The sequence below is a fragment of the Rhodocyclus gracilis genome (assembly GCF_009617575.1).
Classification (GTDB): Bacteria; Pseudomonadota; Gammaproteobacteria; order Burkholderiales; family Rhodocyclaceae; genus Rhodocyclus; species Rhodocyclus gracilis.
Map to the genome: position 1 here is coordinate 415,531 of NZ_WIXJ01000001.1, position 23,457 is coordinate 438,987.

17 protein-coding genes and 1 tRNA gene are annotated in these 23,457 nt (G+C 64.5%); 9 read left to right on the forward strand and 9 right to left on the reverse strand.

Going from position 1 to position 23,457, the window contains the following annotated elements:
* Positions 1 to 14: 14 nt before the first annotated feature.
* Positions 15 to 1,166, forward strand: coding sequence for an L-threonine dehydrogenase (gene yiaY, locus GHK24_RS01900; RefSeq protein WP_153468090.1), 1,152 nt, complete (start codon positions 15 to 17; stop codon positions 1,164 to 1,166).
* 184 nt (positions 1,167 to 1,350) lie between these two features.
* Here the strand turns inward: yiaY and GHK24_RS01905 are convergent, their stop codons facing one another.
* The 7 genes from GHK24_RS01905 to GHK24_RS01935 all read right to left on the reverse strand — a co-directional run bounded on the left by GHK24_RS01905 (position 1,351) and on the right by GHK24_RS01935 (position 8,004).
* Positions 1,351 to 2,394, reverse strand: coding sequence for a bifunctional UDP-4-keto-pentose/UDP-xylose synthase (locus tag GHK24_RS01905; protein ID WP_153468093.1), 1,044 nt, complete (start codon positions 2,392 to 2,394; stop codon positions 1,351 to 1,353).
* Positions 2,395 to 2,409: 15 nt separating this feature from the next.
* Entirely contained in the window at positions 2,410 to 3,342 is a 933-nt protein-coding gene (locus tag GHK24_RS01910; protein WP_153468096.1) for a formyltransferase, read from the reverse strand.
* On the reverse strand, positions 3,339 to 4,361 hold the full coding sequence (locus GHK24_RS01915; RefSeq protein WP_153468099.1) for a glycosyltransferase: 1,023 nt from the start codon (positions 4,359 to 4,361) through the stop codon (positions 3,339 to 3,341). The genes GHK24_RS01910 and GHK24_RS01915 overlap by 4 nt, the downstream gene beginning before the upstream one ends.
* Entirely contained in the window at positions 4,358 to 5,512 is a 1,155-nt protein-coding gene (locus tag GHK24_RS01920; RefSeq protein ID WP_153468102.1) for a DegT/DnrJ/EryC1/StrS family aminotransferase, read from the reverse strand. Before GHK24_RS01920 ends, GHK24_RS01915 begins: the two co-directional genes overlap by 4 nt.
* A complete protein-coding gene (locus tag GHK24_RS01925; protein WP_153468105.1) occupies positions 5,509 to 5,880 on the reverse strand; it encodes an SMR family transporter in 372 nt (123 codons plus the stop codon). The genes GHK24_RS01920 and GHK24_RS01925 overlap by 4 nt, the downstream gene beginning before the upstream one ends.
* An 8-nt stretch (positions 5,881 to 5,888) precedes the next feature.
* Positions 5,889 to 7,520: a glycosyltransferase family 39 protein gene (locus GHK24_RS01930; RefSeq protein WP_194286350.1), complete on the reverse strand. Its 1,632-nt coding sequence runs from the start codon at positions 7,518 to 7,520 to the stop codon at positions 5,889 to 5,891.
* Between the two features lie 112 nt (positions 7,521 to 7,632).
* Positions 7,633 to 8,004 carry an Mth938-like domain-containing protein gene (locus GHK24_RS01935; protein WP_153468111.1) on the reverse strand — a complete coding sequence of 124 codons (372 nt, stop codon included), beginning with the start codon at positions 8,002 to 8,004 and terminating at the stop codon, positions 7,633 to 7,635.
* 291 nt (positions 8,005 to 8,295) lie between these two features.
* On the opposite strand from GHK24_RS01935, the gene GHK24_RS01940 reads away from it, so the two are divergent.
* Together GHK24_RS01940 and GHK24_RS01945 are read left to right on the forward strand one after the other, a co-directional pair.
* Positions 8,296 to 9,621 carry a pyridoxal phosphate-dependent aminotransferase gene (locus GHK24_RS01940; protein WP_153468114.1) on the forward strand — a complete coding sequence of 442 codons (1,326 nt, stop codon included), beginning with the start codon at positions 8,296 to 8,298 and terminating at the stop codon, positions 9,619 to 9,621.
* A gap of 48 nt (positions 9,622 to 9,669) precedes the next feature.
* The gene (locus GHK24_RS01945; RefSeq protein WP_153468117.1) at positions 9,670 to 10,980 is read left to right on the forward strand and encodes a homoserine dehydrogenase; all 1,311 of its coding nucleotides are present in this window, start codon (positions 9,670 to 9,672) and stop codon (positions 10,978 to 10,980) included.
* A 75-nt stretch (positions 10,981 to 11,055) separates the two neighbouring features.
* On the opposite strand, the gene zapE is transcribed toward GHK24_RS01945, so the two are convergent.
* Positions 11,056 to 12,168 (reverse strand): cell division protein ZapE, encoded by a 1,113-nt coding sequence (zapE, locus tag GHK24_RS01950; RefSeq protein ID WP_153468120.1) that lies wholly within the window; start codon positions 12,166 to 12,168, stop codon positions 11,056 to 11,058.
* Between the two features lie 269 nt (positions 12,169 to 12,437).
* Between zapE and GHK24_RS01955 the strand changes: the two genes are divergently transcribed.
* Both GHK24_RS01955 and GHK24_RS01960 read left to right on the forward strand, forming a co-directional pair.
* Positions 12,438 to 12,514: transfer RNA gene (locus GHK24_RS01955), tRNA-Val, on the forward strand.
* A gap of 250 nt (positions 12,515 to 12,764) precedes the next feature.
* Entirely contained in the window at positions 12,765 to 13,811 is a 1,047-nt protein-coding gene (locus GHK24_RS01960; protein ID WP_153468123.1) for a glucokinase, read from the forward strand.
* On the opposite strand, the gene glgB is transcribed toward GHK24_RS01960, so the two are convergent.
* The gene (gene glgB, locus GHK24_RS01965; RefSeq protein WP_153468127.1) at positions 13,808 to 15,709 is read right to left on the reverse strand and encodes a 1,4-alpha-glucan branching protein GlgB; all 1,902 of its coding nucleotides are present in this window, start codon (positions 15,707 to 15,709) and stop codon (positions 13,808 to 13,810) included. The two genes, GHK24_RS01960 and glgB, sit on opposite strands and share 4 nt — an antisense overlap.
* A 61-nt stretch (positions 15,710 to 15,770) precedes the next feature.
* On the opposite strand from glgB, the gene glgC reads away from it, so the two are divergent.
* From glgC to glgP, 4 genes are read left to right on the forward strand one after another with little or no spacing between them, the layout of a single operon-like run.
* Positions 15,771 to 17,078 (forward strand): glucose-1-phosphate adenylyltransferase, encoded by a 1,308-nt coding sequence (gene glgC, locus GHK24_RS01970; protein WP_153468130.1) that lies wholly within the window; start codon positions 15,771 to 15,773, stop codon positions 17,076 to 17,078.
* Positions 17,075 to 18,721: a glycoside hydrolase family 57 protein gene (locus tag GHK24_RS01975; protein WP_153468133.1), complete on the forward strand. Its 1,647-nt coding sequence runs from the start codon at positions 17,075 to 17,077 to the stop codon at positions 18,719 to 18,721. The genes glgC and GHK24_RS01975 overlap by 4 nt, the downstream gene beginning before the upstream one ends.
* 12 nt (positions 18,722 to 18,733) lie before the next feature.
* Complete coding sequence (locus tag GHK24_RS01980; RefSeq protein WP_153468136.1) at positions 18,734 to 20,869, forward strand: alpha-amylase/4-alpha-glucanotransferase domain-containing protein; 2,136 nt, start codon at positions 18,734 to 18,736, stop codon at positions 20,867 to 20,869.
* Between the two features lie 8 nt (positions 20,870 to 20,877).
* Entirely contained in the window at positions 20,878 to 23,442 is a 2,565-nt protein-coding gene (gene glgP / locus GHK24_RS01985) for an alpha-glucan family phosphorylase (protein ID WP_153468831.1), read from the forward strand.
* Positions 23,443 to 23,457 lie beyond the last annotated feature (15 nt).

The following is a 23,457-nucleotide window of genomic DNA, read 5'->3' on the forward strand; positions in this document are numbered from 1 at the left end:
CTGGAGCACAGATCATGAGCAAGAGCACGTTTTTCATGCCCGGCGAAAACCTGATGGGCGCGGGCTGCCTCGCCGACGCTGTCGCCATCGTCCAGCGCAAGGGTTTCCGGCGCGCGCTGATCGTCACCGACGCGCCACTGGTGCGTCTCGGTATCGTCGCCCGCGTCGTCAGCCTGCTCGACGCCGCGGGTATCGCCTCCTGCGTTTTTGACGGCACGCACCCCAACCCGACCACGGCCAACGTTCGCGACGGGCTGGCGCTACTACGCGCGCAAGACTCCGACGTCGTCATCTCGCTCGGCGGCGGCTCGCCGCACGATTGCGCGAAGGGCATCGCCCTCTGCGCGACCAATGGCGGTGACATTGCCGACTACGAGGGCGTCGACCGTTCGGCCAAGCCACAACTGCCGCTGGTGGCAATCAACACGACCGCCGGCACCGCCAGCGAGATGACGCGCTTTTGCATCATCACCGACGAGGTGCGGCACATCAAAATGGCAATCGTCGACCGCCACACGACCTCGATCCTGTCGGTGAACGATCCCGAGCTGATGGCTGGCATGCCGAAAGGTCTGACGGCGGCCACCGGCATCGACGCGCTCACGCACGCCGTCGAGGCCTACGTGTCGACCGCCGCGACGCCGATCACCGACGCCTGTGCGTTGAAGGCCATCGAGCTGATCGCCAGCCATCTGCGCCGCGCCGTCGCCGACGGCGACGACATGCACGCACGCGGGCAAATGGCGTACGCGCAGTTTCTCGCCGGTATGGCCTTCAACAACGCCTCACTCGGCTACGTGCACGCCATGGCGCACCAGTTGGGCGGCTACTACGACCTGCCGCACGGCGTCTGCAATGCTGTCCTGCTGCCGCACGTGCAGGCGTTCAATGCGCCGTCGGTCGCGCCGCGTCTGGCCGAGGTCGCCCGCGCGCTCGGCGTCGACACCGCCGAAATGGATGTGCATGCGGCAGCGCAAGCTGCCATCGCAGCGATCCGGCAACTCAGCGCCGACGTCGATATTCCGCCGACGCTCAGCGCGCTGGGCGCCCGCCACGAAGACATCCCGACGCTCGCCGCCAATGCCCTGAAAGACGCCTGCGGTCTGACCAACCCGCGACGCGCCGAGCAGAGCGAACTGGAGGAGATCTTCGCCGCCGCCATGTAAGCCCCACACGGCCTCGCCCGCCGACGCCGCGGGTGAAGCCGCGTGTCGGCACTACGCGCAATAAAAACGGGCGGCACGCCAAACGCGTGTCGCCCGTTTCTGTTTTGCCCGGCTAGCGTCGGCCCCGCCACGCAACGGGCCAACCCGCCAGCGCAGCGCGGCTAGTGGGCGAGTCTTATCACCCTCAGTCGACCAGCCGACGCGCCTCGGCAACATCGCCGCGATAGGCTTCGAAGATGTGCTTGAGCGCCGTCTTCATATCCACCTGCGGCGCCCAGTCCAGATCGCTCATCGTATTGGCGATCTTCGGCACGCGGTGCTGGGTGTCCTGATAGCCCTTGCCGTAGTACTCACCGGAGGTCGTTTCGACCGTTTTCACCTGCGCCGCCGTCTCGGCGTATTCCGGATACTGCGCGGCGAGTTCGAGCATCATCGTCGCCAGATCGCGCACCGAGAAGTTGTTCTTCGGGTTGCCGATGTTGTAGATCTTGCCGCTGGCGACGCCGTCCTTGTTGTCGATGATCTTCATCAGCGCGTCGATGCCGTCCGACACGTAGGTGAAGGCGCGCTTCTGGCTGCCACCATCGACCAGCTTGATCGGTTCGCCACGCACGATGTGGCCGAGGAACTGCGTGATCACGCGCGACGAACCTTCCTTCGGCGTGTAGATCGAGTCGAGGCCCGGGCCGATCCAGTTGAACGGACGGAACAGCGTGTATTCGAGCCCTTCCTGCTGGCCGTAGGCGTGGATCACGCGGTCCATCATCTGCTTGGCACAGCTGTAGATCCAGCGCGGCTTGTTGATCGGGCCGAGGATCAGCTCGGAGTTTTCCGGATCGAATTCGGCGTCGCGGCACATGCCGTACACCTCGGAGGTGGACGGGAAGATCACGCGCTTCTTGTACTTCACCGCCTGGCGGATGATCGGCAGGTTGGCCTCGAAGTCGAGTTCGAAGACGCGCAGCGGCTCCTTGACGTAGGTTGCCGGCGTCGCGATCGCCACCAGCGGCAGGATCACGTCACATTTGCGCACGTGATACTCGATCCACTCCTTGTTGATGGTGATGTCGCCTTCGAAGAAGTTGAAGCGCGGATGCTCGAGCAGGTCGGCGACGCGCTCGCGGTTCATGTCCATGCCATAGACTTCCCAATCGGTCGTCTCGATGATGCGCTTGGAAAGGTGGTGGCCGATAAAACCGTTAACACCGAGAATCAGGACTTTTTTCATGGTCGTTCCAGAAGGTCAGAAAAAGTATTTGCCATCGCCGAGAACCCCGGCAAAGCGTGCAACGAAAGCGTCAGGCGACAAAGAATCGCCATCGAGAAAAAGGGAAAGCAGGCGCAGCACCTGGCCGTCCGCGGCGTCGGCATAAAAAGCGCCGTCCGCCACATACAGCCCGGCGCCCGCCGAACGCGGTGCGCGCTGCGGCGCCAACTGGCTGCGTCCGACGATCAGCCGGCTGCCGCCGAGATCGAAGAACGCCCCCGGATACGGCGGCGCCACGGCGCGGATGAGGTTATGCACGACGACCGCCGGCTGTGTCCAGTCGATGCGACCATCTTCCGGGCGGCGTCCGCCGAAATAGTTGCCCTGCGCAAGATTCTGCTCGTGATGCGGCGCGGTGCCCGCCAGCAACGCCGGCAGCACATCGTCGAGCGCCAGTTCGGCGGCGACGATCACCTTGTTGAACACCTCAAAGGCCGTATCGTCCGGCAGGATGGGCACCCGTTGCTGCGCAACGATTCGCCCGGCATCCGGCTTGGCGAGCATTTCGTGCAGCGTTGCGCCCGTCTCGCGTTCGCCGTGCAAAACCGCCCAGTTGACCGGCGCGCGGCCTCGATACTTCGGCAGCAGCGAACCGTGCATGTTGTACGCACCGCGTCGGGCCAGCGCCAGAAGCGGCGTGCCGAGCATCTTGCGGTAGTAGAACGAGAAGATGAAATCCGGCGCAATGGCAGCGATACGCGCGAGCACGTCGGGCGCGTTGGCGTCCTCCGGCGTGATCGTCGCAATGCCGTGGCGGGCGGCAATCACGGCGGCGCTTTCAAACCAGATGTTCTCGTCAGCGCTGTCTTCGTGCGTAACGAGCAGCGACACATCGACGCCATGGGCGAGCAGCGTCGACAGACAGCGTGCGCCGACCGAGTGGTAGGCAAAAACGACCGCGCGCGTCATTCCCGCGTCTCCGGAGCGGCGGCCGTCAATTCTGTCGCCGGCACCGGCACCGGAACTGGCCCGCTATCGCGTGCCGCAGCGGCCGCAGCGTCTTCCAGCACGGCATCGATGAGATAGCGCGGACGATGGCGCACCTGCAGATAGATCCGGCCAACGTACTCGCCAATCAGGCCGACGCCGAAGAGCACCAGCCCGAGCAGGAAAAAGACGATCCCGAAGAGCGTAAACATCCCCTCGGCCTCGGGCCCGACGAGCACGCGGCGTGCCGCGAGGAAGATAACAAACAGCGCTGACAGAAACGACACCGAAATGCCCACCATCGAGAACCACTGCAAGGGCACCAGCGAGAAGCCGGTCATCAGGTCGAAGTTCAGACGGATCAGGCTGTACAGCGAGTACTTCGATTCGCCGGCAAAACGCTCCTCGTGCGCCACCTCGATCTCGGTCGGGCGCAGAGCGAAGGTATAAGCCAGCGCCGGAATGAAGGTACTCACTTCGTGGCAACTGTTGATGGCATTGATGATGCTGCGCCGGTAGGCGCGCAGCATGCAGCCCTGGTCGGTCATGTGGATACGCGTGATGCGCTCGCGCAGGCGGTTCATCGCGCGCGAGGCGTAGCGGCGGAAAGCGGAATCCTGACGGTTGCGGCGGATGCTGCCGACCAGATCGTAGCCCTCGCGCATTTTTTCGACGAGGCGGCCGATTTCTTCCGGCGGGTTCTGCAAGTCGGCGTCGATGGTGACGACGATCTCGCCGCGAGAGTGCTCGAAGCCCGCCATGATCGCCATATGCTGACCGGCATTGGCGGCGAGCAGGATGACGCGGGTGACGTCGGGACGACGCGCGAACTGCTCGCGCAGCATGGCCGCCGAACGATCGCGGCTGCCGTCGTTGACGAAGAGAATCTCGTAACTGGCACCAAATGCATCGAGCGCCGAGTAGAGACGCTCAAACAAGGTCGGCAGGCCGGCCTCCTCGTTATAGACCGGAACGATGACCGAGACTTCAGGAGCGTTCATGCGCGAGCGTTTTCTACGATATCAGAGAGGTGAGCACAGACGAGATCGACATCGCTGTCGGCCATCGCCGGGAATAGTGGCAGGGTGAGCGTGCTCGCCCCGACGCGCTCGGCGTGCGGAAAATCCCCCGGCCCGTAGCCCTGCGCGCGGTACAACGCGAACAGGTGCATCGCCGGGTAGTGCACGCCGGCGCCGATGTTGCGCTCACGCAGCGCGGCGATCAAGCCGGCGCGCGTCAGTGTCATGCGATCCAGCGGCAACAACACCTGGAACATGTGCCAGTTACTCTGGATGAAATCGGCTGGCGGCAAGCCCAGGCCGATATCGCGGGCGCCCGCCGCCGGCGAGAGCCGGGCGAAATAGCGCTGCGCCAGTTCGCGCCGCCGCGCCGTAAAGGCATCGAACTGACGCAACTGGCCCAGGCCGATGGTCGCCGCAAGGTCGGTAAGGTTGCCCTTGTGGCCGGCGACGTCGACCTCCATCTCGCCGCCCTCGATACGCCGGACACCTTGCAGGCGCAGCCGCTCGCACAGCGCGACGTCGATGTCGGCGGGCAACACCAGCGCGCCGCCCTCGCTGGTGGTGAGGTTCTTGTTGGCGTGGAAGGAGAACGAGACGAAATCACCATCGCAGCCGATCTCGCGACCATCCCACGATGCGCCGAGCGACTGGGCAGCGTCTTCGATGACGCGCAGTCCGTGCTGGCGGGCGATGGCATAAAGGCGATCGCGGTCAACCGGCAGGCCGGCCAAGTCGACCGGAATGATGGCGCGCGTACGCGGCGTGATGGCCGCCTCCACCGCCGCGAGATCGATGTTGCGCGTCGCCGGGTCGATATCGACGAACACCGGCCGCGCTCCGCGATGCAGCACGACGTTGGCCGTCGACACCCACGACAGCGGCGTCGTGATGACCTCGTCGCCAGGGCCGACGCCGGCAAGCTCCAGCGCGATTTCGAGCGTGATCGTTCCCGAACTGAAGGCGCGAACGGTACGACCACCGAAGCGCTGCGACAGCGCCGCCTCGAACTCCTGAACGCGCGGCCCACTGGTAATCCAGCCGGAACGCAGCGTGTCGCCCACGGCGGCAATGGTCGCCTCGTCAATCGAAGGGCGGGTAAACGGGATGAAACTCTGCGGGAGGGGAATCATGATTTGGCGACGAGATAAACACCGACAATGATAAAACCGATGCCGATCAGTTTTTGTGCCGTTACCGCCTCGCCGAACAGCCAGGCGGCGAAAAAGGCATTGACGATATAACCGATCGACAGCATCGGATAGGCAATCGATACGGGCACGCGCGACAAGGCCATGATCCAGACGACGACGCTGACGACGTAGCAGCACAGGCCACCGAAAATGTGCGGCTCGAAGGCGAGTTTGAGTCCGACCGGCAGCACATTGGCGGGCGTGAATTCAAAATGCCCGACGACGTTGGTGCCGGCCTTGAGCAACAACTGCGCGGCCGCGTTGAGCATCACGCCGAAGAGGATCAGGGAAAACGAGACGGCGTTCATGGCAACTTTCAGTGCGCCGGCGCGGCGTCGGTCTGCGGCCGGCGGACGACGATGCGGCGCGTGTCGCGAGCGACGACCTCCATCGGCAATTCGCTGGCCACAAACGAGGTGTAGGTCGACAAGGACATCACGGCGAAGGCATCACCGCCAGCGATCCAGCGCGTGCGAAATTCCTCGAAGCTCGGCACCCAGAGTTCAGGCTGCTGGTCGATCCCGAAGCTCAGCTCGTCGCGGTAGTTCACCAGCGTCAGCGTCCGTTTCAGGTAGTAGGGCAGCGTCTGCTCGTACATGCCGACGCTATAGAACGGCACGTCCGGCGGCAGCACCGGCTTGACGTCCTGCGCGAGGTGGTATGAAGAATTCGAATACCCGAAGTTCTCATGCCCCTGAATGACGATGGTCAGCGACAGCAGCCCTGCCAGCGACAGCAGGAGAATGCCCGCTTCGAGACGCCGCCAGGCCACCAGCAGCGTGCCGCCAACCGCACCGGCGAGCAGCACGTACGCCGCGACCGTCGCCCAGCGCGCATAGGCGGACATCATCTCCAGCGGCGTTTCGGCATCAGCGTTGTCGACAATCGACGGCGCGAAATACAGCGCCACCAGCGCCACGACAACGACCACCAGCATATGCACAAGCAAGGCACGGCGTTCGACGCGCGCCAGCCAGACGCCGGTCAGCATCGCCAGCGCCGGCACCATCGGCAGAATGTAGGACGGCAGCTTCGAGCTCGACGCGCTGAAAAACAGCAGAATCACCCAGGCCCAGACCACCAGAAAGCGTTGCGGCTGGAAACCGCCGCGCCGTTCGCGGAACCACGCGCCGAGCCAACCTTGCAGCAGCATCAGCGTCCACGGCAGGGCGCCCAGCAAAAGCACGGCGAAAAAGTACCAGGCCGGCTGATAGCGCCCGTGCGCCTTCGTCAGAAAGCGCTCGAAATGCTCGTGGATGAAGAAAAAGTGGAAGAACTCCGGGTTGGCGAGCGACACAGCCACGAACCACGGCGTCACCAAGAGCAGAAAAAGCGGAATGCCGCGCAACAATTCCAAGCGCCGCCAAGGCGAGAAGTCACGCGCCAGCAACGAATACACGACCAGCGTGCCGCCACACAGTACCAGCGCGATCAGCCCCTTGGAGAGCATCGCCCCCGCCAGCGCCACCCAGACGATCAGCATCCAGCGCCGTCGCTCGCTCGCCGTCGCCTCGTCGCGGTTGGCCAGCAACATCCCCGACAAGGCAAGTTGCAGGAAGAACGACAGCCCCATGTCGAGCGTGTTGATGTGCCCGATCAGGACGACAAACAAGGTACTGGCGAAGGCTACCGTGCCGAGCAAGGCGGCCCGCGGACCAAACAGGCGCTGCGCCGTGAAAAACGCCAGCAGAACGCTGAGGAAACCCGACAGGCCAGGCCAGAAGCGCGCCACCCAGTCGTGCTCGCCGAAGGTTTTGAAAGCGCCCGCCGTGATCCAGTACTGCAGCGCAGGCTTCTCGAAGTATTTGAGGCCGTTCAGGCGGGGCGTCACATAGTCGCCAGACACCACCATCTCGCGGGCGATTTCGGCGTAGCGCCCCTCATCCGGCTGGATGAGTTTGCGATAGTCGAGCGTACCAAACCAGACAACGGCAAAGGCCAGGAGCAATACCCAAAGGCCACGGCGGGAAAGAATCGGGGCAGACGTCATCGACAGTAGATAAACGAGCGCGCGTCAGCGCAAAAAAAGAGGCCGACAGCCCCGTTGATCGGCAATCCCATCAGGCAAGCAGAAGACCGACAACAACGCGCCGTCCCTCGCCCACGAGAATATTGAAAGTACGACACGCCGCCCCCAGTTCCATGACTTCCAGCCCCTTCTGCGCCGCAACGAACGGCTGCAACAACTCGCCACGCGGAAAACGCAAGGGCGCCGGCACTCCCAGCAAGGTGACATCGCCGGCCAGTCCCGCCAGAAACTCCATATCGGCGAGCGTCAGGCAATCGAACGACGAACCACACCACGCCGGAATCACCTCGTGCGCCGAAACGGCGACGTTATTTTCGTAGCGCACGCCGTTGATGCTGACGTAGCCCGGACCATAGGCGGTAAACACCTTGGCGCCATCGGTCGCAGCGATTTGCAGCTTCATGGAAAATTGCGGTGCACAAATCGATAAAGTAGGATTATAGCTTTTTTGCCGCCCGCAAATTGACGAGGCGCATGCAGCCGCCGCCAGCGACAGATGCGGCCGCGCCGTCGAAGCAAAAACACGGTGCTTCGGCGTGTCGGCAAAAGAATCGGCGACTGGCAGGCCACCGGCAACTCTCGCATCGCTGCTTGCGCACCGCCAGCCAGTATTTCCCGCGCGCCAAACGCGTTTCACCACGCGCCAGCACTACGCGCTCTTACCCAGGAAGAAAGGCCCGCCCGGCCAACGCCCATGCCAAAGAACACGCCCGTTAACACGCCCGTTTCGACGAACACTTCCATTGCGACGCCCTCGACGCCCGCGCTTTCCACGACGTCTGCGCCGCAGGCAGCGAGCATCCACAAATCCGGCAAGCTGGCGAATGTCTGTTACGACATTCGCGGCCCGGTGCTGGTCCGCGCCCGTCAGATGGAAGACGAAGGCCACAAGATCATCAAGCTGAACATCGGCAACCTCGCCTCATTCGGCTTCGACGCGCCCGACGAAATCCAGCAGGACATGATCCGCAACCTGCCCAATTCGGCCGGCTACTCCGACTCGAAAGGCATCTTCTCGGCGCGCAAGGCGGTGATGCACTACTGCCAGCAAAAGAAGATCCGTGGCGTCACGCTCGACGACATCTACATCGGCAACGGCGTCTCCGAGCTGATCGTCATGGCGATGAATGCGCTACTCGATCCGGGCGAGGAAGTACTGCTGCCGGCGCCCGACTACCCACTGTGGACCGCTGCCGTCAGCCTCTCCGGCGGCACGCCGCGCCACTACCTGTGTGACGAATCGAACGGCTGGTTGCCCGACCTTGACGACATCCGCGCCAAGATCACGCCGAACACGCGCGCCATCGTCATCATCAACCCGAACAACCCGACCGGCGCGCTCTATCCGCCCGAAGTGCTGCGCGAAATCGTCGCCATCGCCCGCGAGCACGGCCTGATCATCTACGCCGACGAGGTGTACGACAAGGTGCTCTACGACGGCGAGACGCACACGTCGATCGGCTCGCTGTCCGAAGATGTGCTCACCATCACCTTCAACGGCCTCTCCAAGAACTACCGCTGTTGCGGCTATCGCGCCGGCTGGATGATCGTTTCCGGCGACAAGCGGCGTGCGCGCGACTACATCGAAGGCCTCGACATGCTCGCCTCGATGCGTCTGTGTGCCAACGTACCGGGCCAGTACGCGATCCAGACGGCGCTTGGCGGCTATCAGAGCATCGACGACCTCGTCGCCCCCGGCGGTCGCATGTGCCGCCAGCGCGATCTCGCGCACGAGCTGATCACGGCGATTCCCGGCGTCACCTGCGTCAAGCCGAAGGCAACGCTGTACATGTTCCCGCGCCTCGACCCGAAGCTCTACCCGATTGCCAACGACCAGGAATTCATCGCCGAACTGCTCGAAGCCGAACGCGTGCTGCTGGTGCAGGGCACCGGTTTCAACTGGGCGCAACCGGACCACTTCCGCCTTGTCTTCCTGCCGTACGAAGGCGATTTGCGCGAAGCCATCGGCCGCATTGCGCGCTTCCTCGAAACCTACCGCAATCGCCACAGCAAGGCCTGAAGCACTTTTCACCCCGTCCCAACCACGTCACCCATCACTCAGGACACCATGAAACCGATCAACGTTGGACTCCTCGGCATCGGCACCGTCGGCGGCGGTGTCTTTACCGTTCTTGCCCGTAACGCTGAAGAAATCACCCGCCGCGCTGGCCGGCCCATCCGCATCACGGCGGTTGCCGACAAAAACCTGGAACACGCGCGGGCGATTGTCGGTGACAAGGCCCGCCTGACCGACGACGCCTTCTCGGTAGTCGACGACCCCGAGATCGACATCGTCATCGAGTTGATCGGCGGCTATGGCGTCGCCCGCGAACTCGTCATGCGCGCCATTGCGAACGGCAAGCATGTCGTGACCGCCAACAAGGCGCTGCTTGCCACGCAAGGTAACGAGATTTTCGCCGCCGCCCAGCAACGCGGCGTGATGATCGCTTTCGAAGCCGCCGTCGCCGGCGGCATCCCGATCATCAAGGCACTGCGCGAAGGCCTCTCGGCGAACCGCATCGAGTGGATCGCCGGCATCATCAACGGCACCACCAACTTCATCCTCTCGGAAATGCGCGACAAGGGCCTGCCCTTCGCCACCGTGCTCGCCGAGGCGCAGCGCCTCGGCTACGCCGAAGCCGACCCGACCTTCGATATCGAAGGCGTCGACGCGGCGCACAAGATCACGATCATGAGCGCCATTGCGTTCGGCATTCCGATGCACTTCGCACAGGCGCACGTCGAGGGTATCAGCCGGCTGGCCGCCGAGGACATCAAGTACGCCGAACAACTCGGCTACCGCATCAAGCTGCTCGGCATCACGCGGCGCACGCCGGAAGGCGTCGAGCTGCGCGTGCATCCAACGCTGATCCCGGAAAAGCGCCTCATCGCCAACGTCGAAGGCGCCATGAATGCCGTGCTGGTCAAGGGCGATGCCGTCGGTGCCACGCTCTACTACGGCAAGGGCGCCGGCGCCGAACCGACCGCCAGCGCGGTCATCGCCGACCTCGTCGACGTCACCCGTACGGCCACGGCCGACCCGGAAAACCGCGTACCGCATCTCGCCTTCCAGCCACACTCGCTGGTCGACCTGCCGATCCTGCCGCTGGCGGAAATCAGCACCAGCTACTACCTGCGCCTGCGTGTCGAAGACCGCCCCGGCGTACTCGCCGACATCACGCGCATCCTTGCCGACCAGGGCATCTCGATCGACGCCATGATCCAGCGCGAACCCGACGAAGGTGAAGAGCAGACCGACATCATCATGCTCACGCACCAGACGCGCGAACGGCAGATCGACGCTGCCATCCGCTTCATCGAAGCGCTGCCCGCCGTACGTGCACCGCTGGTGCGCCTGCGCCTGGAAAACCTGCTCTAGGAGCGCGAGACCACGAACGCCGCACGCCAGCGGCACGACGCACAGACGGGCAGCGCCACGCGGCGCTGCCCGTTTTCATTTGAGGTGCGGCAAAGCCAGATAGTCACGCGAACGCATTTCGGCGAGCCGGCTGGCGGTGCGGAAGAACTCGCCCGCGTGCACACCTTCCGTATAAAGGCCTTCCGGCTCGCACGCCGCCGAGGCAATCAGCTTGACGCGGTGATCGTAGAAAACGTCGACCAGCCAGGTAAAGCGCCGCGCCTCCGCCGCGTGCCGCGCGCCCATCTGCGGAATCCCCGACAGCAGCACCGTCGGATAACGGCGCGCCAGATCGAGGTAATCGTTCTGCGAACGCGGACCGCCGCACAACTCGGCAAAATCGAACCAGATCACCTCGGCCGCACGGCGCCGCACGGCAATCTCGCGCCCGAGAATCTCGAGGCTGCCAGCGGACACCGCCTCGTCGCCCGCCAGCGCCGCAAAGGTCTCGGCCAGAGCCCGCTCCGCCGCTGTGTCCGCCGGAACGAGGAAAGTCTCGACGCGCTCCAGCGTACGCTGCCGGTAATCGACGCCAGCATCGACCTCGACGATATCGAGCTCGCGCTCGATCAGGGCAATCGTCGGCAGAAAGTTCTCCCGCTGCAAACCATCGGGGTAAAGGCGCTGCGGCGGGTAGTTCGAGGTCATGACAATCACCACGCCGCGCGCAAACAACGCCTCAAGCAGACGCCCGAGCATCATCGCGTCGGCAATATCGGAGACATGAAACTCGTCGAAACACAGCAAGCGCACGTCCGCCGCGATCTGATCCGCCACCTTCGACAGCGAATCGCTCGTTCCTTTGAGGGTATTCAGGCGTTCGTGCACTTCGCGCATGAAGGCGTGAAAGTGCACACGCCGCTTGCGCCGATACGGCACCGCCTCAAAAAAACAATCCATCAGGAAACTCTTGCCGCGCCCGACACCGCCCCAGAAATACACGCCACGCGGCGGCGTCGCCCGCGACACCATCTTGCGCCACGAACTGCGCCGCGCCGCCTTGAAGGACAGCAATTCGGAATACAGCCGCTGCAAACGCTCCACCGCCGCCTGCTGCGCGGCATCGGCGACAAAACCGTACTGGACGAGCCTGGCGCGGTACGCATCCAGCACGCCGTATTCGGGAACCTGCAGAATTCGATAAGGCATAGTCAAAAAAATCGCCAATAATTCAATAGAATAGACGATCACAGCACCGTCTCGGCCGAGCGTCGAAAAACGCCCCGCTCCATCCGGCAGCGTGACGGGCAGCGCAGTGTAAATCATCGTTCTCACAAAGTCCGCCCACCCCTGCGCCGCCGCTCAGCACGAAAAAAACGCCCCGTTCATCATCCGTGCGACAAAGGGTGTTGCATTCGCATCGGTAATCGCTATAATGCGCGCTTCCTTCGCAACGCCAAGCAGTTCCGGCGAACGATAGGCGCGTAGCTCAGCTGGTTAGAGCACCACCTTGACATGGTGGGGGTCGTTGGTTCGAGTCCAATCGCGCCTACCAATTCCCTCTCGGGAATTGAGAGAAAAACAAATTCAGCCACCTTCGGGTGGCTTTTTTGTTTTCTGCGCCCGAGTGCTAGCATGCCGCCTGACTCGGCACCGCCGATCCCACGAGGCCAGCATGTTTGAGCTCATTCGCCGCAGTACGCGCAGCAACGCAACCTTTGTCGGGAAGCGGCTGACGCCACGACCTGACGCTTCCTCGCACCGATCCGGACGACTCGCGCCTTCCAGCGCGACGACATCGCTGCATGCATAAGCCCACAGCACGGGACTGCGCCGCAACCGCACCACAGAGAGCGCGGCGACTGCTCGCCGCCGACGTCGGTGGGACGAAAACCCTCATGCTGCTGGCCGAAGCCAGCGCAGACAGCGATGCCGACGGGCGGCAGCCAGCACATGCGCCTCGCCCCACATCGCCACGCATCATCGTCGAGCGCCGCTACCAGAACGCCGACTGGCCCGATTTTTCAACGCTACTCGCCGATTTCCTGGGAGCCGCCGGCGAACCTGTCGCCGCCGCCTGTTTCGCCGTCGCCGGGCCGGTGACGGGCACCACGGCCCGCCTCACCTACCTCCCCTGGCAACTCGACGCCGCCGCGCTGGCGAAGCGCTTTGCCATCGGCGACGTGCTCTTGGTCAACGACTTCCTCGCTGCCGCACGCGGTATTGATGCCCTCCCGGCCACCGCCCTGCGTACGCTGCACGCCGGCAAGCCGCAGCCGGGAGCGGCGCGCGTCGTCGTCGGCGCCGGCACCGGCCTTGGCGTCGCCGGTCTGCTCGAACGCGGGGAGGAGACCCGCGTCGTGTCCAGTGAAGGCGGCCATCAGGGGTTTGCTCCGTATTCGCTCGAACACGCCGCACTCTGGCAGGACCTGTTCGCGCAGAACGGCCGCGTCACCGCCGAAGACGTCGTCTCCGGCCCCGGACTGACGCGCGTCATGGCCTTTCTCGATGGCGGTGAATGGCCGCCCGCACAGATCAGCGCGGCAGCGCGCGGCGAAGAGCGCCCCCCCGCCATCGACGCCGCAAAAGCCAGGACGGCGCTGGCGCTATGGTTCTCCGCCTTCGGCGCCTTTGCCGGCGATCAGGCGCTGACCTGGCTGGCGCGTGGCGGCGTCTATCTCGCCGGGGGAATCGCCGCCAAGCTCATGGACGAGACGCAGCAAGCGCGTTTCCTCGCCGCCTTCCTCGACAAACGTGAGCATCGGTCGCTGGCCGCCGAGATGCCAGTGCATCTCGTCACCGATGAGCGCCTGGGCGCTCTGGGAGCGCTGGCGCTCGCCGCACACCGTTAGTCGCAGAGCGCCAGCACCAGGCACGCCAGGGGCGGCAGCGTCAGTGACAGCGACGCCGGCAAATGCATCCAGTCGCCCGGCACGGCGCTAACGCGCCCGCCGTTGCCGACGTTGCTGCCACCGTAAAACGCGGAATCCGTGTTGATGAGTTCGGCGTAGTCGCCTAGCTGCGGCACACCAATGCGGTAATGCTCCCGCACCTGCGGCGTGAAATTACAGACGACGACGACAAAGCGTCCGTCGCGCGCACGGCGCAGCCACGAAAGCACGGAATGATCGGCGTCGTGACAGTCGATCCAGGCAAAACCGGCGGCATCGAAATCGAGCTCGTGCATGGCGGGGCGCTCGCGATACACGCTGTTGAGATCGCGTAACACGCGCAGGACGCCAACGTGGCGGGCTTCGCCCAACAGCGCCCAGTCGAGTTCGCGCTGCTCGCTCCATTCACGCCACTGACCGAATTCGCTGCCCATGAACAGCAGTTTCTTGCCCGGCGTCGTCATCTGCCAGGCGAGCAGCAGGCGCAGATTGGCAAAACGCTGCCAGTTATCGCCGGGCATCTTGCCGATCAGCGAACCCTTGCCGTGCACCACTTCGTCGTGCGACAGCGGCAGGACGAAGTTCTCGCTGTAGGCGTACATCTGGCCGAAGGTCATCTCGTTGTGGTGCCAGCGACGGTAGAGCGGATCGCGGTGGAAGTAGCGCAGGCTGTCGTTCATCCAGCCCATGCTCCATTTCATCGAAAAGCCCAGGCCGCCGAGATTCACGGGCCGCGACACCATCGGCCAGGCGGTTGACTCTTCGGCGAAGGTCAGCGCGCCGGCAAACTCGCCGTGTACGAGCGTATTCAGCTGACGCAGGAAATCGATGGCGTCGAGATTTTCCCGCCCGCCAAAGCGGTTGGGCAGCCACTCACCCGGTTTGCGTGAGTAGTCGAGGTAGAGCATCGAGGCAACGGCATCGACACGCAGACCGTCGAAGTGGTACTCCGCGAGCCAGCAATGCGCCGACGACAGCAGGAAGCTCTTCACCTCATGGCGGCCGTAATTGAAGATGCACGTTCCCCAGTCGAGCTGCAAGCCGAGACGCGGATCTTCGTGCTCGTAAAGCGCGCTGCCGTCAAAACGCGCCAGCGCCCACTCGTCCGCCGGGAAATGACCCGGAACCCAGTCGAGCAGCACGCCAAGGCCCGCCTGGTGGCAGGCATCGACAAAGAACTTCAGGTCGTCCGGCGTTCCGTAGCGGGCACTCGGCGCGAAATACGCCGTCGTCTGATACCCCCAGGATTCATCGAGCGGGTGCTCGCTGACCGGGAGCAACTCAAGGTGCGTGAAGCCCTGCTCCAGCGCGTAGGGAATCAGACGTGCGGCCAGCTCACGCCAGGAATAGAGGCGGCCATCGGGATGCCGCATCCACGAACCGGCGTGCACTTCGTAGATCGACATCGGCGCGTGCAGCCAATCCGTCTGGGCGCGCCGACGCAGCCACGCGGCATCGTTCCAGCGATAGCAGTCGGGCGCGGCGACACGCGACGCGTTGGCCGGGCGCAACTCGCATTCGCGCGCGTAGGGATCGGATTTCACACGCCGGTAACCATCGGCGGCGACGATCTCGAAGCGGTAAAGGTCGCCGACAGCGGCATGCCCGACGTAGCCGGCCCAGATGCCGGAATCGCCGAGGCTGACGAGCGGATCGCTGGCGCCATTCCAGCCGTTGAAACTGCCGATGACCGAAACGCTGCGGGCATTGGGCGCCCAGACGCGAAACACGACTCCGCCGGCCGTCTGCGCATGCGCGCCGAGCAGGCGATAGGTCTGCGAGTTACGTCCCTCGTTGAAGAGGTAGGTATCTTGGGGGGAACCGGCAATTTCCGGCGGACGAACGTTTTTGGGCGACATGGCGCAGTATGATAGCGATAAACCGCCCGACACATACGGCAAAGCAAGGAGATCCAAACTGATGCCCGAGCAGGACGCAATTTACAACGAACACAGCGATAGCCGATTCATCAGCCAGCTTACCCGCAATACCTTCGCGATGGTTCTGGCGGGCGGGCGCGGCAGCCGCCTGATGCAACTCACCGATCACCGCGCCAAGCCGGCTGTATTTTTCGCCGGCAAGTTCCGCATCATCGACTTCACCCTCTCCAACTGCGTCAATTCCGGCATTCGTCGCATTGGCGTCGCCACGCAATACAAGGCGCACAGCCTGATCCGCCACATCCAGCGCGGCTGGAGCTTCCTCGATGGCCGCTTCGACGAATTCGTCCAGCTGATGCCGGCACAGCAGCAGATCGACGAAGTGCAGTGGTATCAGGGCACCGCCGATGCGGTCTATCAGAACATGCACCTGCTGCGCCGCAACAAGCCCGACTACGTGCTTGTCCTCTCCGGCGACCACATCTACAAGATGGACTACGGCCGCATGCTCGCTGCCCACGTCAAACGCGGTGCCGACATGACCGTCGGCTGCATCGACGTGCCGCTGGCCGAAGCCCGCGAATTCGGCGTCATGGGCGTCGACGAAAACGACCGCGTCGTCAGCTTCCTCGAAAAACCCGCCGATCCGCCCGCCATCCCCGGCCAGCCGGACCGCGCGCTGGCCTCGATGGGCATCTACATTTTCAACACCAGGTTTCTCTTCGAACAACTGGCGCGTGACGCCGCCGAGCCGAAATCGAGCCGCGATTTCGGCAAGGACATCATCCCGCACATCGTGCCGCGTTATCGCGTCTGCGCGCATCGCCTCGCCGACTCCTGCGTCGGCATGAGCGCCGGTGGCGCCCCCTACTGGCGCGACGTCGGCACCATCGACGCCTACTGGGAGGCGAACATGGAACTGACGAAGGTGACCCCCGAACTCAACCTCTACGACGAAGACTGGCCGATCTGGACGCACCAGGAGCAACTCCCGCCCGCCAAATTCGTCTTCGACGACGACAAGCGGCGCGGCGAAGCCATCGACTCGCTCGTCTCCGGCGGCTGCATCATCTCCGGCAGTACCGTCCGCCGCTCCCTCCTGTTTTCGCAAGTGAAGGTTCATAGCTGGGCATCGGTCGAAGACTCGATCATCCTGCCGCACGTCGACATCGGCCGCCACGCCGTCCTCAAACGCTGCGTCGTCGATAAAAACTGCCGCATCCCCGAAGGTCTGGTCGTCGGCGTCAACCCCGACGAAGACCGTCGCCGCTTCCACGTCAGCAAGAAGGGAATCACCCTGATCACCCCGGAAATGCTCGGTCAGGGCGACTACCTGAATACGCCATGACGCAACTCGCCTTCCTTTGGCACATGCACCAGCCGGACTACCGCCGGCCAGGGACAGGCGAATTCACCGAACCCTGGGTGCTGCTGCATGGCATCAAGGACTACACCGACATGGCGGGGCATCTCGAACGGCACCCGCAGATGCACTGCACCGTGAACTTCGTGCCAGTGCTGCTCGACCAACTGGAAGACTACAGCGAGCAATTCGCCAGCGGACACTGGCGCGACCGGCTGCTCGCCATCGCCACCTGCGCCGATCCGGAAAGCCTGAGCGCCGAGCAGCGCCGCTGGATCAGGGGTATCGCCTTCCGCTGCCATGCGCCGACCATGCTCGAGCCCTTCGCGCCCTATCGGCGACTGCGCGACCTGCACCAACGCGTCGCCGAACTGGGCGAAGGCTGCGAACGCTACCTCGCCGGCATTTACTACACCGACCTCGCCATCTGGTACCTGCTCGCGTGGACAGGCGAAACCGTCCGCCGCGAGCAACCCGTCATTGCCGAACTGATGGCGCGCGGCAGCCACTTCAGCCTCGCCGAACGCCAGCAACTCATCGACGTACTCGGCGCTACCCTCACCGCGCTCATCGGCCGCTGGCGGGCGCTGGCTGCCCGTGGGCAAATCGAACTCTCGTGCTCACCGCAAGCGCATCCGCTATCGCCCCTGCTGATCGATTTCGCCAGCGCGCGTGAAGCGTGGGCGGAATGCGTCCTGCCCGCCGCACCGGCCTATCCCGGCGGCACCAGCCGGGTCGCCGCCCAGCTCGACGAAGGCATCGCCAGCCACCAGCGCCGTTTTGGCGCCCCTCCCGCCGGCCTCTGGCCCGCCGAAGGCGCCCTCTCGGCGGCTTTTCTCGAACAGATCGCCGAACACTCGCTGACGTGGACCGCCAGCAGCGCCGCGCTCCTGCACAACTCGCTCGGCGAAGAGGGCGATATCTACCGCCCCTGGCGCGTTGGCAACAGCCCGCTGTCGCTCTTCTTCCGCGACGAACACCTCTCCGACCTGATCGGCTTTGAATACGCCCGCTGGCATGGGCGCGACGCTGCCCTGCATTTCGTCGGCGAAGTCGAACGCATCGCCGGTGAGCACCCCGACGGCGTCGTCAGCGTCATCCTCGACGGCGAAAACGCCTGGGAAACCTACCCCTACAACGGCTGGCACTTTTTTGAAGCCCTCTACAGCGCTCTCGCCGCCCACCCACAGATCGCTACCGTGACCCTGAGCACCGCCAGCGCCGCGCAGGCCGAGCGCCATGGCGCCATCGCCACGCTCGTCGCCGGCAGCTGGGTCTATGGCAGCTTCTCGACCTGGATCGGCGACCCGGCGAAAAACCGCGCCTGGGAGCTTCTCTGCGACGCCAAGCACAGCGCCGACCTCGTTCTTGGCAGCGGCCGCCTGAGTGAGGCCGAAGCTGCCGCCGTCTGCGCCCGCCTGACCGTCTGCGAAAGCTCCGACTGGTTCTGGTGGTTCGGCGACTACAACCCGGCCGAAGCCGTCGCCAGCTTCGACATCCTCTTCCGCGACAACCTGCGCGACCTCTACCGCCTGCTCAAACTGCCCGCCCCGGCGGCCCTCGACCAGGCCGTCAGCCACGGGCACGGCGCACCCGAAACCGGCGGCGCCATGCGCCGCGCCAGCTGAGACCCCGACGCCATGACCCAGCCCGTTACCCTGCTGTTCGGCGTCCATGCCCACCAGCCTGTCGGCAATTTCCCGGAAGTGATCGCCGACGCGCACGAACGCTGCTACCGCCCCTTTCTGCATACGCTCTACGCCTACCCGGACTTCCGCTTTTCGGTGCATTTCTCGGGCTGGCTGCTCGACTGGCTGCGCCAACGCTATCCGGAAGACATGGAACTGCTCGCCGAGATGGTGCGACGTGGCCAGGTCGAACTCTTCGGCTCCGGTGACACCGAGCCAGTCCTGGCCTCGATCCCCGCCCGCGATCGCATCGGCCAGATCGAACGCCTGTCGAGCAAGCTGGCCGAGTGGACCGGGCAACGACCAAGCGGCGCCTGGCTCACGGAACGCGTATGGGAATCGTCGGTGGTGCCCTCGCTCGCGGCGGCCGGCATCGACTACGTTGCCGTCGACGACACCCACTTTCTCTACGCCGGCCAGCCCGCCGACGCCCTCGATGGCTATTTCAGCACCGAGGAAGGCGGCGTTCGCCTTGATCTCTTTGCCATCTCCGAAGCGCTACGCTACCGTCTGCCCTTCTCGCCGGCACCGGAAGCGGTCGACTACCTCGCCAGTCTGGCCGCCGCCGGACGCAGCGCCGCCGTCTACTTCGACGACATCGAGAAATTCGGCGTCTGGCCGGAAACCCACGACTGGGTCTACGGACGCGGCTGGCTGAAAGCCTTCATCGAAGGCGTTCTCGCCCACCCCGACGTAACCACCGGCACCTATGCGGACTTTCACCGCCAGCACGCCGGTCGCGGCGTCATCTACCTGCCGACCGCCTCCTACAGCGAGATGAACGAGTGGACGCTGCCGGCCGCCGCCGCCGCCGACTACTCAGCGCTGCTGGCACAGGAAGAGAACGCCGGCCGCATGGCGCGCAACCGCCCTTTCCTGCGCGGCGGCATCTGGCGCAACTTCTTCAGCCGCTACACCGAATCGAACTGGACGCACAAGCGCATGCTCGGCCTCTCCGCGCGTCTGCACGAACTGCAAACGCGTCTGCGCGCCGACACGGACGACCACCCGACCAGCGCCAGTGAATTCAACAAACCCGATGCGCTCAGCGAATCCAATCGACTCGCCGCCATCACCGAGCTGACCGAACTCACCGACACCCTCTACCGCGCACAGGCCAACGACGCCTACTGGCACGGCCTTTTTGGCGGGCTGTACCTGCCGCACCTGCGCCGCGCCCTGTGGAACAACCTGATCGCCCTTGAAGCCGCACTCGATCGCCTCGCGCCGCGCCCCGCGCTTGGCGACAGCGATGTCGACCTCGACGGACGACGTGAATGGCTCGCGCACAACGCCATCTGGCAACTCGCCGTGCGTGACGATGGTCTGGCGGCGCTGCACGAACTGTCGAACTACCCGCTGACGCATAACTTCGCCGACACCTTGCGCCGCTACGCCGAGCACTACCACAGCCGCATCGGCGACAGCGCCCCGCCCCCCGCCCCCGGCGACGGCATCGCCTCGGCGCACGACATCGTCCGCTGCAAGCAACCGATCAGCAGCGCCGACATCCTCCCTGATGCCGCACCACGCGCACTCTGCCTGGATCGACTCGACGGCGAACTCCTCGCCGACTACGCGCCGACAGCCGGTAACACGCAGACGCCGCACGCACCGATCGCCCTCCGCTTTGCACGAGCGGGGATCGTCAAGAGCTACCGTCTGATCGGCTCCGCGCTGGAGATCGTCTGGCATTGCCAGGGACTGGCCGGGCGTTCGCTCGCCGTCGAACTCAACCTCGCCATGCCGAGCTGCGACGGCTATGCCGGGCGTTACCGCCTCGCCGACGGCAGCGTTCCCGGCGGATTCGGGCAGGCGCTGCACACGACCTCCGCCTCCCGGCTTGACCTCGAAGACGGCGTCCTTGGCGCCGCTCTGCGTCTGTCGCTCTCCTCGCCGGCAACGCTTGACGGCCAGGCGCATTTCACCGTTTCGCAATCCGAAGCCGGCTTTGAAAAGATCATGCAAGCCGTCGAACTGACGCTGCACTGGCCGCTCACCAGCGACGACGAGCTCCTCACGTTGCGACTCGAGCATTTCGCCCTTTCCGATTCTTCCGATTCCTCCGCTACTGCCTCCAGCGACTGACCATGACCATGCCCGGAACCGTCTACACCCTCGAAGTCAATCCTCGCATTCCGCCCCGCCTGCAACGGCTGAGCGAGTTGGCCAACGATCTCTGGTACAGCTGGGATCGCCCGACGCGAGCGCTGTTTGCCCGTTTGCAACCGACCTTGTGGCTGGCCGTCGGCCACAACCCGAAAGCCTTCCTCAAGCGCATCGACCAGAAGCGTCTCGACGCGGCCGCCGAAGATCCGACCTTCATCGGCAGCTTCAACCGCGTCCTCTCGGCCTACGACACCTACCTCGATATCGCGGCCGATACGGCAACGCGCCACGGCTTCCATAGCGACGACATCATTGCCTACTTCTGCGCCGAATTCGGTCTGCATGAGAGCCTGCCGATCTATTCGGGGGGGCTAGGCATTCTCGCCGGCGACCACTGCAAGGCCGCCTCCGACATGGGCCTGCCGTTTGTCGGCGTGGGCCTCCTCTACCGGCAAGGCTATTTCATCCAGACGCTCGACGCTGACGGACGCCAGCACGCCAACTATCACGACACCGACTTTGGCGACCTGCCGGCAACGCCCGTTCAGGACGAGCAAGGGCGCGAGATCCGCGTCGCCGTCGATCTGCCTGGACGGCAGGTGCAAGCGCGCGTCTGGGAAGTGCGCGTCGGCCGGGTGCATCTGCTGCTCCTCGACACCTCACTCCCCGAGAACAGCGAACACGACCGCGACATCGCCCACCGTCTTTACGGCGGCGACATCCAGACGCGGCTGGAACAGGAAATCCTGCTCGGCGTCGGTGGCGTGCGCGCTCTGGCGGCAGTCGGCATCGCCCCGACGGTGTGGCATATCAACGAAGGCCACGCCGCCTTCCTCATCCTCGAACGCATCCGCCAGCTCTGCCAGCAGGGCTTGAGCTTCCCGGTGGCGCTCGAAGCCGTCGCCGCCAACGTCGTCTTCACGACGCACACGCCAGTCCCCGCCGGACACGACCATTTCAGCGAAGAGGCGATCACGCGCCACTTCGCGCAGTGGTGCGCCGACGTTGGCGCGACACCAGCGCAGCTTCTCGCGCTCGGCGAAACCGTCGGCGAGCGCGAATTCAACATGACGACGCTGGCGATTCGCGGCTCACGCCTGCACAACGGCGTCTCGCGCATTCACGGCGACGTCTCCTCGCATATCTGCGCCAACCTCTGGCCGCAAATCGAGCCCGCCGAAAACCCGCTCAGCTACGTCACCAATGGCGTGCACACCCGCACCTTCCTCGCCACCGAGTGGTTCGAGACCTTCGACCGCTATCTCGGCGTCGGCTGGGAAGAACGGCAAACCGACGCGGCGAGCTGGGCGAAAGTCGAGCAGATCCCCGACACGACCTTCTGGGGCATCCGGCAGATGCTCAAATCGCAACTGCTGCACATGGTGCGTCACCGCGTCAGCACGCAGCACGCGCGCAACGAAGATTCGCCGTCGCGCCTTGACCGTCTCTTGCGGCTGGCCGATCCGAACAAGCCGAACGTCCTGACCATCGGCTTCGCCCGCCGCTTTGCCACCTACAAGCGGGGAGCGCTGCTGTTCCACGATCTTGAGCGACTGGCGAAGATCATCGCGAATAGCGAACGGCCCGTGCTCTTCCTCTTCGCCGGCAAGGCCCACCCGGCCGACCAACCGGGTCAGGAACTGATCCGCCGCATTGCGCAGATCGCCCGCCTGCCGCAATTCGAAGGCCACATCCTGCTCCTCGAAGACTATGACCTGCACCTGTCGCGGCGTCTCGTCGCCGGCGTCGACGTCTGGCTGAACAACCCGATTTACCCGCTCGAAGCCTCCGGCACCTCCGGCATGAAAGCGGCGATGAACGGCGTCCTCAACGTCTCCATTCTCGACGGCTGGTGGGGCGAGGGCTTCGACAACCAGAACGGCATCCCCAACGGCTGGTCCATCAAGCCAGCCCCCGGCCATCTCGACGAAACTCGGCGCGATGACGAAGAGGCCAACAGCCTCTACGAAATCCTCGAAAATCAGGTCATCCCCACCTACTACCGCGTTGGCCCCGCCGGTCTGTCGACCGACTGGGTGGGCATGGCCAAGCGCGCCATCAGCAGCATCACGCCGCACTTCAACGTCAACCGCATGGTCGGCGAATACGTGCATAACTTTTACCTGCCTGCCGCCGCGCAAGGACGCCGTTATTCGGCGGAGCACTTTGCGACAGCGCACGCCATCGCCGACTGGAAGGCACGCGTTCGCGCCGCCTGGCCGGGTGTGGCACTGCGTCGCGTCGATACGCCCCCCCTGCGGCTCGGCTTTGGCGACTCGCTGCGCCTCGAAGTGATGGTGCGCCTGAATGGTCTGCCCGCCGAGGACATCGTCGTCGAAGCGGTATTCGCACGTCCGAGCAGCAGCGGCAAATCGAAAAAAGGCCGCCACGCCATCCTGCTGCCGGTAGGCGACGCCGAGCACGGCGAACAACGCTACGCCCTCGACCTGACGCCGGAACACTGCGGCAAGCTCGAGTACCGGCTACGCGCCTACCCCGCGCACGCACAACTGACGCACCGCTTCGAAATGGGAATGATGCTGTGGCTGTAGCGCAGGCCAGTCCAC